This is a genomic window from Klebsiella electrica (genome assembly GCF_006711645.1).
GTDB lineage: Bacteria > Pseudomonadota > Gammaproteobacteria > Enterobacterales > Enterobacteriaceae > Klebsiella > Klebsiella electrica.
In genome coordinates, this window is sequence record NZ_CP041247.1 from 486,298 (window position 1) to 499,123 (window position 12,826).

Sequence of the window (12,826 nt, forward strand, 5' to 3'; positions counted from 1 at the left end):
CGCGCCGCCGAAAAAAGCCGGTTCAAATCACATAAAGGGGTCGATCTTTGGCCCCGACTTCTCTATAATCTTGCGACCCCACGTTACAAGAAGGTTTTTTTCCCAAAACTTTCTATAGTGCCGGCATAGGCTATTCGAAGGGGTAGGTTTGCTGGACAATGTCGTGTGAACCTCAACTGACTAAACGTTTGGGTGTTCACCAACGTGTAACTTATTATTTGGGTAAGCTTTTAATGAAAACTTTTACAGCTAAACCAGAAACCGTAAAGCGCGACTGGTATGTTGTTGACGCGACCGGTAAAACTCTGGGCCGTCTGGCTTCTGAACTGGCTCGTCGCCTGCGCGGTAAGCATAAAGCGGAATACACTCCGCACGTCGATACTGGTGATTACATCATCGTTCTGAACGCAGAAAAAGTTGCTGTAACCGGCAACAAGCGCGAAGACAAAATGTACTACCATCACACCGGCCACATCGGTGGTATCAAAGAAGCGACCTTTGAAGAGATGATTGCTCGCCGTCCTGAGCGTGTGATTGAAATCGCGGTTAAAGGCATGTTGCCAAAAGGCCCGCTGGGTCGTGCTATGTACCGTAAACTGAAAGTTTACGCGGGTAACGAGCACAACCACGCGGCACAGCAACCGCAAGTTCTTGACATCTAATCGGGATTATAGGCAATGGCTGAAAATCAATATTACGGCACTGGTCGCCGCAAAAGTTCCGCAGCTCGCGTTTTCATCAAACCAGGCAGCGGTAAAATCGTTATCAACCAGCGTTCTCTGGAACAGTACTTCGGTCGTGAAACTGCCCGCATGGTAGTTCGTCAGCCGCTGGAACTGGTCGACATGGTTGAGAAACTGGATCTGTACATCACCGTTAAAGGTGGTGGTATCTCTGGTCAGGCTGGTGCGATCCGTCACGGTATCACCCGCGCTCTGATGGAGTATGATGAGTCCCTGCGTGGCGAACTGCGTAAAGCTGGCTTCGTTACCCGTGATGCTCGTCAGGTTGAACGTAAGAAAGTCGGTCTGCGTAAAGCACGTCGTCGTCCTCAGTTCTCCAAACGTTAATTGTTTTCTGCTTACGCAGAACAATTTGCGAAAAAACCCGCTTCGGCGGGTTTTTTTATGCATAAACCTGCGGTTATCCACAAGGAAATCGCCTGTTCTTACCACTTTTTCAGCATTTCCAGAATCCCCTCACCACAATGCCTTCAAGATCTGGTAAACTATCATCCAATTTTCTGCCCAAATGCTGGTGATTGTTCGTTTTTTGTTTTTTCGCATAAACAATAATGACTTCACGCGAATGGGGTTTTTACATCTGGCTGGCCATACGTGGCTGGCAGCAGTACAAAAATTCTGAATATACCTGGAGGTTTTCATGGCTGTCGCTGCCAACAAACGTTCGGTAATGACGCTGTTTTCTGGTCCTACTGACATCTATAGCCACCAAGTCCGCATCGTGCTGGCAGAAAAAGGTGTTAGTTTTGAGATAGAGCACGTGGAGAAGGACAACCCGCCTCAGGATCTGATTGACCTCAACCCGAATCAAAGCGTACCTACGCTGGTGGATCGTGAGCTCACTCTGTGGGAATCCCGCATCATTATGGAATATCTGGATGAGCGTTTCCCGCATCCACCGTTAATGCCGGTCTATCCGGTCGCGCGTGGAGAAAGTCGTCTGTACATGCAGCGTATCGAGAAAGACTGGTATTCATTGATGAATACCATTCAGACCGGTACCGCAGCGCAAGCGGATACCGCACGCAAACAGCTGCGTGAAGAGCTGCAGGCGATTGCGCCTGTCTTCACTCAGAAACCTTACTTCCTGAGCGATGAGTTCAGCCTGGTTGATTGCTATCTGGCGCCGCTGCTGTGGCGTTTGCCGGTTCTCGGTGTTGAAGTTATTGGTGCCGGCGCGAAAGAGCTCAAGGGCTATATGACTCGCGTCTTCGAACGTGATTCTTTCCTCGCTTCTTTAACTGAAGCCGAGCGTGAAATGCGTCTCGGTCGGGGCTAACCGATGGATGTATCGCAGCTAACGCCGCGTCGCCCGTACTTACTGCGGGCGTTCTATGAGTGGCTGCTGGATAACCAGCTGACTCCGCACCTGGTTGTGGATGTGACACTGCCAAACGTGCAGGTTCCGATGGAGTACGCGCGCGACGGGCAAATCGTTCTGAATATTGCTCCGCGCGCCGTGGGTAATCTGGAACTGGCGAATGACGAAGTGCGCTTCAACGCGCGCTTCGGCGGTGTCCCGCGTAATGTTTCCGTGCCGATGGCTGCTGTACTGGCTATCTATGCTCGTGAAAACGGCGCGGGCACCATGTTCGAACCTGAAGCGGCTTACGATGAAGACGTCACCACCCTGAATGATGACGATACATCGGTAAGCAATGAAAGCGAGACGGTCATGTCGGTGATCGACGGCGATAAGCCGGATCATCATGATGATGACCCGGATGATACGCCGCCGCCGCCGCGCGGTGGGCGTCCGGCGCTGCGCGTCGTGAAGTAATAAGAATTGGTTTGTTCCCGGTAGCGGGTATAGAAGGGCCCCATGTTTAGCATGGGGCCCTTTTTAAATGGCCAGTCGTGGTGTTCGTGTCAACGGCGGTTCGGGGAAGGGGGTTCTGGCTGGATTGCGCTTAAGTTCGGTGGCATATTCCACCGTCACCCGGCATATAGCCATCCCCCCTTTTTCCCTCGGACCACCCTATAAAAGACTCTCATACCAACCGGCAAGAAAACCGTTGCCACAATTCCAGCCCCCATGCGCAAAAAGCCCGATGGTTTGCACCATCGGGCTTTATCTCATAACCGGTAGAAACGTTTATCCGGTATTACACTTCCAGGTAGTTCAGGATCCCGTCAGCCGCTTTACGACCTTCGGCAATCGCCGTTACCACCAGATCGGAACCGCGCACGATATCGCCGCCGGCAAAGATTTTCGGGTTACTGGTCTGGAACGCATTTTCATGGCCTTCCGGCGCAATAATACGGCCCTGGGAATCCAGCTCAACGTTGTGCTTCGCCAGCCACTCCATGCTATGCGGACGGAAACCAAACGCCATGACCACCGCATCCGCCGGGACAACGTGCTCGGAGCCCGCGACGATCTCCGCACGACGACGGCCTTTGGCATCCGGCTGGCCCATCTCGGTACGCGCCATTTTCACGCCGCACACTTTGCCGTTAGCATTCACTTCCACGCCCAGAGGCTGAACGTTGAACTGGAACTCGACGCCCTCTTCGCGCGCGTTTTTCACTTCGCGTTTGGAACCCGGCATGTTTTCTTCGTCGCGACGGTAGGCGCAGATAACGTGAGTTGCGCCCTGGCGTACGGAAGTACGCACGCAGTCCATCGCGGTGTCGCCACCGCCAAGCACGACCACGCGTTTACCTTCCATATTGACGTACGGCTGGTGCGCCGTTTCGCCAAAGCCCATGGTCTGCCTGGTGTTGGCAATCAGGAATGGCAGTGCATCAAAGACACCATTTGCCTCTTCGTTTTCCAGCCCGCCTCGCATGGACTGATAGGTCCCCACGCCAAGGAAGACGGCGTCGTAATCTTTCAGCAGATCGTCAAGCTGAACGTCACGGCCCACTTCGACATTGAGTTTGAACTCAATACCCATGCCGGTGAAAATTTCACGGCGACGGGTCATCACCTCTTTTTCCAGCTTAAAGGCAGGGATACCGAAGGTCAGCAGGCCACCGATTTCCGGATGGCGATCGAATACCACCGATTTGACGCCGTTGCGGGTCAGGACGTCTGCGCAGGCCAGTCCCGCCGGACCGGCACCAACAATTGCCACGGTTTTACCGGTGGGTTTCACGCCGGAGAGATCCGGGCGCCAGCCCATCTCGAACGCTTTATCGTTGATATAACGCTCGATGTTACCGATAGTCACCGCGCCAAACTCGTCGTTCAGCGTACAGGAGCCTTCGCACAGACGGTCCTGCGGGCAGACGCGCCCGCAGACTTCCGGCAGGGTGTTGGTCTGATGCGACAGCTCTGCCGCTTCAAAAATACGTCCTTCATTGGCGAGCTTCAGCCAGTTAGGGATGTAGTTGTGGACCGGACATTTCCATTCACAGTACGGGTTGCCGCAGGACAGGCAGCGATCTGCCTGAGCTTTGGCCTGGCCTTCTGAAAACGGCTCATAAATTTCGACAAATTCAATTTTACGGATCTTCAGCGGTTTCTTTGGCGGATCAACGCGCTGTAAGTCGATAAACTGGTATACGTTCTGGCTCATCTGAATTCCTTACTGCGCCTGCACACGCAGCTCTGCTGCGCTACGACTACGGTGACCCAACAGTGCTTTAACATCGCTGGACTTTGGTTTAACCAGCGCGAATTTCGCGGCAAAAGCCGGCCAGTTGGCCAGGATCTCTTCGCCACGAGACGAACCGGTAAGCTGCACGTGTTCGGTAATCAGACCGCGCAGGTGCTCTTCATGGATAGCGAGAGAGTCAACGTCCAACACTTCCACCAGTTCCGGGTTCACACGTTTACGGAAATCGCCGTCTTCATCCAGGACGTAAGCAAAGCCGCCGGTCATCCCTGCGCCAAAGTTGACGCCGGTTTTACCCAGTACGCAGACGATGCCGCCGGTCATGTATTCGCAGCCGTTATCGCCGATGCCTTCTACCACGGTGATGGCACCGGAGTTACGCACCGCAAAACGCTCGCCTGCGCGGCCCGCTGCGTACAGACGACCGCCGGTCGCGCCGTACAGGCAGGTGTTACCGATGATGCTCGCTTCGTGGCTACGGAAGGAAGAACCTACCGGAGGACGAATGGCGAGCAGGCCGCCAGCCATCCCTTTACCCACATAGTCGTTCGCGTCGCCGGTCAGGTGCAGCTCCACGCCACCGGCATTCCACACGCCGAAGCTCTGGCCTGCGGTACCGCTGAAGTGCGCGATAATCGGGTCTGCTGCCAGCCCCTGATCGCCATGGGTCTGGGCGATATAGCCAGACAACGAAGCGCCAACGGAACGATCGGTGTTACGGATATCGAACCAGAAGGTTTTGCTCTGCTTGTTGTCCACGAACGGTTTTGCCTGCTGCAGCAGCTGCGCGTTCAACACCCCGTTATCAAACGGCGGGTTGCTTTCGGTGCAGTACAGCGCTTTACCCGGATGCGGCTCGGCGGTTTCCAGCAGTTTGCTCAGATCCAGCTTCTGCTGCTTCGCGGTAAAGCCATCCAGCACTTTCAGCAGGTCGGTGCGGCCAATCAGGTCCACCAGACGCTTCACGCCAAGCTCAGCCATCAGCTCGCGGGTTTCGCGGGCGATAAATTCAAAGTAGTTGGTCACTTTGAACGGCAGGCCGTGATAGTGATTCTTACGCAGTTTTTCATCCTGAGTTGCTACGCCGGTTGCGCAGTTGTTCAGGTGGCAGATACGCAGATATTTACAGCCGAGCGCAACCATCGGACCGGTGCCGAAGCCGAAGCTTTCTGCGCCGAGAATCGCCGCTTTGATGATATCAAGGCCGGTTTTCAGGCCGCCGTCCACCTGCAGGCGAATCTTATGACGCAGGCCGTTAGCCACCAGCGCCTGCTGGGTTTCAACGAGGCCCAGTTCCCACGGGCAGCCCGCATATTTCACTGAAGAGAGCGGGCTGGCGCCGGTACCGCCGTCGTAGCCGGCGATGGTGATAAGATCGGCATAGGCTTTGGCCACGCCGGTGGCGATGGTGCCGACGCCCGGTTCGGAAACCAGCTTCACGGAAATCATCGCTTTCGGGTTGACCTGTTTAAGGTCAAAGATCAGCTGCGCCAGATCCTCGATAGAGTAAATATCGTGGTGCGGCGGCGGCGAAATCAGGGTCACGCCCGGGACCGAATAGCGCAGTCTGGCGATATACGGCGTGACTTTGTCGCCCGGCAACTGCCCGCCTTCGCCTGGCTTCGCGCCCTGGGCGACTTTAATCTGGATAACGTCGGCGTTGACCAGGTAAGCCGGAGTCACGCCGAAGCGGCCAGAAGCGACCTGTTTAATACGCGACACTTTATTGGTGCCATAGCGCGCCGGGTCTTCGCCGCCTTCGCCGGAGTTAGAGAAGCCGCCGATGCTGTTCATCGCTTCCGCCAGCGACTCATGGGCTTCCGGGCTTAACGCACCGATAGACATGGCGGCGGTATCGAAGCGTTTGAACAGCTCTTTGGCCGATTCAACGTGGTCGATGCTGATGGCGTCATCGCCAGGATTCAGCGCCAGCAGATCGCGCAGCGTTGCCGCCGGGCGTTCATTCACCAGATTCGCATATTGCTGATAGTCCTGGTATTCGCCGCTCTGTACCGCTTGCTGCAACGTGCGAACGACATCCGGGTTATAGGCGTGATATTCGCCGCCGTGAACGTATTTCAGCAGGCCGCCCTGATCCAGCGGTTTACGGACCAGCCAGGCGCGTTTGGACAGATTCAGCAGATCCTGCTGGAAGTCATCAAAGCCCGCGCCGCCGATGCGGCTGACAACGCCGAGGAAGCACAGGTCGGAAACTTCACGATGCAGGCCAACCGCTTCGAACAGCTTCGAGCAGCGGTAGGAGGCGATGGTCGAGATCCCCATCTTGGACATGATCTTGTACAGGCCTTTGTTGATGCCGTTACGGTAGTTCAGCATCACTGTACGGTAGTCTTTCTCAATGGCCTTGTTATCGACCAGTTTCGCCAGCGTTTCATAGGCCAGGTACGGATAGATAGCCGTGGCGCCGAAGCCCAGCAGCACCGCGAAGTGGTGCGGGTCACGGGCGCTGGCGGTTTCAACGATAATGTTGGCATCGCAGCGCAGGCTCTTATCCACCAGGCGGGTTTGAATCGCGCCTACCGCCATCGGTGCCGGAACCGGCAGACGATCTTTCGCGATATTACGATCGGAGAGCACCAGCAGCACGGTACCGTTACGGACCATCTGTTCGGCTTTATCACACAGCGCTTTCACCGTGTCGGCCAGCGAGGTTTCCGCGGCGTTAAAGGTGATATCCAGCGTATCGGCGCGATAGTGCTCCTCTTTCATGGTGGTGAGCTGTTTGAAATCGGAGTACAGCAGGATCGGTGATTTGAAGCTCAGGCGGTGGGCCTGGCCTTCCGCTTCGCAGAAGACGTTCATTTCACGACCGATGCTGGTAGCCAGCGACATTACGTGGGCTTCACGCAGCGGGTCGATCGGCGGGTTAGTGACCTGCGCGAACTGCTGACGGAAGTAGTCGTAAATGATACGCGGCTGGCTGGAGAGCACGGCAAATGGGGTATCGTCGCCCATTGAACCGACGGCTTCCTGGCCGTTTTCGCCCAGTACGCGCAGGACGGAGTCCAGCTCTTCTGCGCTGTAGTTGAACTGTTTCTGGAAGCTGGCGAGGGTATCGTCATCCAGCTGACGGCTGCCGACGTCTTCGTCCGGCAGGTCTTCAAACGGCACCAGGCGACGAACGTTCTTCTCCATCCACTCTTTGTAAGGGTGGCGGCTTTTCAGGTCGTCATCGGTTTCCGCGGAGTGCAGAATGCGTCCGCCGCGGGTATCGATAACCATCAGTTCACCCGGACCAACGCGGCCTTTTTCGACCACTTCGTCAGGCTGGTAATCCCAAATCCCCACTTCTGAAGCGCAGGTGATCAGCTTGTCTTTAGTGATGACGTAGCGCGCCGGGCGCAGACCGTTACGATCGAGGTTACAAGCGGCGTAGCGACCGTCGGACATCACGATGCCCGCCGGGCCGTCCCACGGCTCCATATGCATGGAGTTAAAATCGAAGAAGGCGCGCAGCTCCGGATCCATATCCGGGTTGTTCTGCCAGGCTGGCGGGACGAGCAGACGCATGGCGCGCACGATATCCATACCGCCGGCCAGCAGCAGCTCAAGCATGTTATCCATGGAGCTGGAGTCGGAGCCCGTTTCGTTGACGAACGGTGCCGCATCGTGCAGGTCCGGAATTAATGGCGTCTGGAACTTGTAGGTACGCGCGCGCGCCCACTGGCGGTTGCCGGTGATGGTGTTGATTTCGCCGTTGTGCGCCAGGTAGCGGAACGGCTGCGCCAGCGGCCAGCGCGGCACGGTGTTGGTGGAGAAGCGCTGGTGGAACAGGCAGATTGCCGACTCCAGACGCAGGTCCGCGAGGTCCAGGTAGAAGCGCGGCAGGTCAGCCGGCATACACAGACCTTTGTAAATGTTCACCAGATTCGACAGGCTGCAAACGTAGAAATCTTTATCTTCCTGCAGACGCTTTTCAATGCGGCGACGGGCGATGAACAAACGACGTTCCATATCGCGCGGGCGCCAGCCTGCCGGGGCGTTAACAAAAATTTGTTCAATACGGGGCAGCGAGGAGAGGGCGATTTCACCGAGAACCCCTTCGTTGGTCGGCACTTCGCGCCAGCCGACGATAGACAGGGTTTCACGTTGTAGTTCTTCTTCAACGATGCGGCGTGCCGTCTCTGCCAGTTCAGGATCTTTATTAAGGAATAACATCCCGACGGCGTAATTTTTGGCTAAACGCCAGCCGCGCTCTTCCGCAACGATACGGAAGAAACGGTCAGGTTTTTGCAGCAGCAAGCCACAACCGTCGCCGGTTTTACCATCGGCAAGGATCGCGCCGCGGTGCTGCATTCGGGCCAGTGCGTGTATAGCGGTTCGCACTACCTTGTGGCTAGGTTCGCCTTCTATGTGGGCGATCAGGCCGAAACCACAGTTATCCCTCTCAAGGGATTTATCGTACAACATATCAGTGAACCTCCCCAGGCTCTACGGGACACCCTCCGATACCGATTGCGCACGGGCACAGAAAGAGCATGGCGACGGGGTTTGCACCTCGCATTCGCCCTCTTTAAATCCTTTTCGCATCGGTACGCAAGTTTGAGGACTTGCTGTAAGAGGGAATCTCAATTACTGCATAAATATGATGAGCAGAGTGCTCATCCAGAAAGCTTCCAGCGGATTCCCAACTTATCGGGAATCCGCACTTACGTCAAATGGCAATCTTATTTATGCAAAAATGTGCTATACAGCGTTTAACATAATGATTATTAAAATAATAGTTGCGTTTTAAGCGGTGCTGAAACGTAGCGGAAAGCATAATCTAGTGTGATCTGTCTCACTATATCGATAGCGTAACATTATCGTTCTGTGCTGAACTGCCCGTTTATCGCAGAGTATTTATCTGCTTGTTTCCTTTGAGGTGGCAAATAACACTGTTTTTTGCCCTGATGAAGATAATGGCAAACTTGAGGTTAAGTATAAGGAAAACTCATCACAGAGTGAGTGAATGAAATTGCAGTTATCTTGAGTGTTTATGCAATGAGCTGAACGGCCGCGCTGACGATTGATCCAGGTCATCGCCGTCGGTGGCTAAAAATGGCAGGCTTGGCCCCTTTCTTCAGGCCGGTCTATCAGATTATGCAGTTACAAAAATTAGTCAATATGTTTGGTGGGGATCTTTCGCGGCGCTATGGCGAAAAGGTCCATAAACTGACGCTGCATGGCGGGTTTAGCTGCCCGAATCGCGATGGCACCCTCGGCCGCGGAGGCTGCACGTTTTGCAACGTCGCCTCTTTTGCTGACGAAGAGCAGCAGCACCACTCCATTGCTGAACAGCTGGCGCACCAGGCGCAGCGGGTTAATCGCGCAAAGCGCTATCTGGCTTATTTTCAGGCTTACACCAGTACCTTTGCCGAAGTTCAGGTGCTGCGCGCGATGTATCAGCAGGCGGTCAGTCAGGCCAGTATCGTTGGGCTGTGCGTGGGGACTCGTCCTGACTGCGTTCCGGAGGCGGTATTAGATCTGCTCAGCGGCTATCGGGAACAGGGCTACGAAGTGTGGCTGGAGCTTGGCTTACAGACCGCGCATGACAAAACGCTGCGGCGGATTAATCGCGGTCATGATTTTGCCTGTTATCAGCGCACGACCCGTCTGGCGCGAGAGCGCGGGCTGAAGGTCTGCACACATTTGATTGTCGGGTTACCGGGCGAGGCGCAGAGCCATTGCCTGCAAATGCTGGAACAGGTTGTGGATACCGGCGTGGATGGCATCAAACTGCATCCGCTGCATATTGTCACCGGCAGTACGATGGCCAAAGCCTGGCAGGCGGGGCGGTTGACGGCGATTGCGCTGGATGAGTATACGGTCACGGTCGGGGAGATGATTCGCCACACCCCGCCTGAGGTTATCTATCACCGTATTTCCGCCAGCGCCCGGCGTCCGACGCTACTGGCCCCCCTGTGGTGCGAGAACCGCTGGACCGGGATGGTTGAACTGGACCGCTATCTCAATCAACACGGCGTGCAGGGCTCGGCGCTGGGACGAGCCTGGGTACCGCGCGCGGTTTTAGAGTAGTGGCGCCCGCATTTTTCGCACAACTTACAGCGTATTGCTCAGAATTGAGTATTATTGTGCGGAGTTGTCGCGAAGGAATCCCTTATGAAGCAAATTCGTATGCTGGCGCAGTACTATGTCGACCTGATGATGAAGCTGGGTCTGGTGCGTTTTTCCATGCTGCTCGCCCTCGCCCTGGTGGTGCTGGCGATTGTGGTACAGATGGCCGTCACGATGGTTCTGCATGGCCAGGTTGAGAGCATCGACGTTATCCGCTCTATCTTCTTTGGTCTGCTGATAACCCCCTGGGCGGTCTACTTTTTGTCGGTGGTGGTGGAGCAACTGGAAGAGTCGCGGCAGCGTCTTACCCGGCTGGTGGAAAAACTCGAGGAGATGCGTGAGCGCGACCTGCAGCTTAACGTGCAGCTCAAAGATAATATCGCGCAGCTCAATCAGGAGATTGGCGAACGTGAGAAAGCGGAAGCTGAGCGCGAGACGACGCTGGAACAGCTGAAAATTGAGATGAAAGAGCGCGAAGAGACGCAAATTCAGCTGGAGCAGCAATCCTCCTTCCTCCGTTCTTTCCTTGATGCCTCGCCGGATCTGGTATTCTATCGCAATGAAGACAAAGAGTTTTCTGGCTGCAACCGGGCAATGGAACTGCTGACCGGGAAAAGCGAAAAGCAGCTTATCCACCTGAAACCTCAGGATGTCTATAACGAAGAAGCGGCGGTTAAAGTGCTGGAGACTGACGAAAAAGTTTTCCGCCATAATGTATCGCTGACCTACGAGCAGTGGCTGGATTATCCGGACGGGCGTAAAGCCTGTTTTGAAATCCGCAAGGTTCCTTACTATGACCGCGTCGGCAAGCGCCGTGGACTGATGGGCTTTGGCCGCGATATTACCGAACGTAAGCGCTACCAGGATGCGCTGGAGCGCGCCAGCCGTGATAAGACCACCTTCATCTCAACGATCAGCCACGAACTGCGCACGCCGCTTAACGGCATCGTGGGACTGAGCCGTATCTTGCTGGATACCGAGCTGAGCGGCGAGCAGGAAAAATACCTCAAAACCATCCATGTCTCCGCGGTGACGCTGGGGAATATCTTCAACGATATTATCGACATGGATAAAATGGAGCGCCGTAAAGTCCAGCTGGATAACCAGCAGGTCGATTTCACCGGTTTCCTTGCCGATCTGGAAAACCTCTCCGGCCTGCAGGCGCAGCAGAAAGGTCTGCGCTTCCTCCTGGAACCGACGCTGCCGCTGCCACATAAAGTGGTGACCGACGGGACGCGTCTGCGGCAGATTTTGTGGAACCTCATCAGTAATGCGGTGAAATTCACGCCGCAGGGGGGAAATGTCACCGTCCGCGTTCGCTACGATGAAGGCGATATCCTGCATTTTGAAGTGGAAGACTCCGGTATCGGCATTCCCGAAGCCGAGCAGGATAAGATCTTCGCCATGTATTATCAGGTGAAAGACAGCCACGGCGGCAAGCCTGCGACGGGCACCGGGATCGGTCTTGCCGTATCGCGTCGTCTGGCGCGCAATATGGGCGGCGATATTAATGTCTCCAGCCAACCGGGTCTGGGAGCCACATTTACGCTGACCGTGCATGCGCCGGCGGTGGCGGAAGAAGTGGAAGATATGCTGACTGAAGATGAGATGCCCCTGCCGGCGCTGAACGTGCTGCTGGTCGAGGATATCGAGCTCAACGTGATTGTGGCGCGCTCGGTGCTGGAGAAGTTGGGTAACAGCGTCGATGTGGCGATGACCGGTAAGGCCGCGCTGGAGATGTTTAAACCGGGCGAGTACGACCTGGTGCTGCTGGATATCCAGCTGCCGGACATGACGGGCCTGGATATTTCGCGTCATCTTAAGCAGCACTTTGCCGCCGATGACCTACCGCCGCTGGTGGCCCTCACCGCCAACGTGCTGAAGAATAAAAAAGAGTATCTCGATGCCGGAATGGACGACGTCCTGAGTAAACCACTATCGGTACCGGCGCTGACGGCCATGATTAAAAAATTCTGGGATTCGCCGGAGGAGGATGAGTGCGAAATGCCGACCGTGGATGTGAGTAAATCGGCGTCCGTGCTGGATATTCCGATGCTTGAGCAGTATATCGAGCTGGTGGGGCCAAAGCTTATCAACGATGGCCTTGCGGTTTTCGAGAGGATGATGCCGGGCTATATGGCGGTGCTGGAGTCCAACCTGACCGCCCGCGACCAGAAAGGGATCGTCGATGAAGGGCATAAAATTAAAGGCGCGGCGGGGTCGATTGGCCTGCGGCATATTCAACAGCTGGGACAGCAGATTCAGACTCCGGACCTGCCGGCATGGTCAGATAACGTTGGTGAATGGGTTGAAGAGATGAAATCCGAGTGGCAAAACGATGTGGCGGTGCTGAAAGCATGGGTTGCGGCGGCACATAAAAAATGACCCCGGATAAACCGGGGTGCGCGAATACTGCGCCAACACCAGGGAACTGCTTGTTGC

At 55.4% G+C, this 12,826-nt stretch carries 8 protein-coding genes; 6 read left to right on the plus strand and 2 right to left on the minus strand.

Features of this window, described 5'->3' with window-relative positions; genetic code table 11:
* Positions 1-233 precede the first annotated feature (233 nt).
* The 4 genes from rplM (at position 234) to sspB (ending at position 2,523) form a co-directional block, all read left to right on the plus strand.
* Positions 234-662 carry a 50S ribosomal protein L13 gene (rplM, locus tag Electrica_RS02330; RefSeq protein ID WP_004868222.1) on the plus strand — a complete coding sequence of 143 codons (429 nt, stop codon included), beginning with the start codon at positions 234-236 and terminating at the stop codon, positions 660-662.
* 15 nt (positions 663-677) lie between these two features.
* Positions 678-1,070, plus strand: coding sequence for a 30S ribosomal protein S9 (gene rpsI, locus Electrica_RS02335; RefSeq protein ID WP_003025138.1), 393 nt, complete (start codon positions 678-680; stop codon positions 1,068-1,070).
* 313 nt (positions 1,071-1,383) lie between these two features.
* Entirely contained in the window at positions 1,384-2,022 is a 639-nt protein-coding gene (gene sspA / locus Electrica_RS02340; RefSeq protein WP_004868218.1) for a stringent starvation protein SspA, read from the plus strand.
* Between the two features lie 3 nt (positions 2,023-2,025).
* Entirely contained in the window at positions 2,026-2,523 is a 498-nt protein-coding gene (sspB, locus tag Electrica_RS02345) for a ClpXP protease specificity-enhancing factor (RefSeq protein ID WP_141963290.1), read from the plus strand.
* 325 nt (positions 2,524-2,848) lie between these two features.
* On the opposite strand, the gene Electrica_RS02350 is transcribed toward sspB, so the two are convergent.
* Complete coding sequence (locus Electrica_RS02350) at positions 2,849-4,267, minus strand: glutamate synthase small subunit (protein ID WP_141963292.1); 1,419 nt, start codon at positions 4,265-4,267, stop codon at positions 2,849-2,851.
* A 9-nt stretch (positions 4,268-4,276) separates the two neighbouring features.
* Positions 4,277-8,737, minus strand: coding sequence for a glutamate synthase large subunit (gene gltB, locus Electrica_RS02355; protein ID WP_131048459.1), 4,461 nt, complete (start codon positions 8,735-8,737; stop codon positions 4,277-4,279).
* A gap of 672 nt (positions 8,738-9,409) precedes the next feature.
* Between gltB and Electrica_RS02365 the strand changes: the two genes are divergently transcribed.
* Together Electrica_RS02365 and arcB are read left to right on the plus strand one after the other, a co-directional pair.
* Complete coding sequence (locus Electrica_RS02365; RefSeq protein ID WP_141963295.1) at positions 9,410-10,345, plus strand: TIGR01212 family radical SAM protein; 936 nt, start codon at positions 9,410-9,412, stop codon at positions 10,343-10,345.
* A gap of 84 nt (positions 10,346-10,429) precedes the next feature.
* Positions 10,430-12,769, plus strand: coding sequence for an aerobic respiration two-component sensor histidine kinase ArcB (gene arcB / locus Electrica_RS02370; RefSeq protein WP_100684863.1), 2,340 nt, complete (start codon positions 10,430-10,432; stop codon positions 12,767-12,769).
* Positions 12,770-12,826 lie beyond the last annotated feature (57 nt).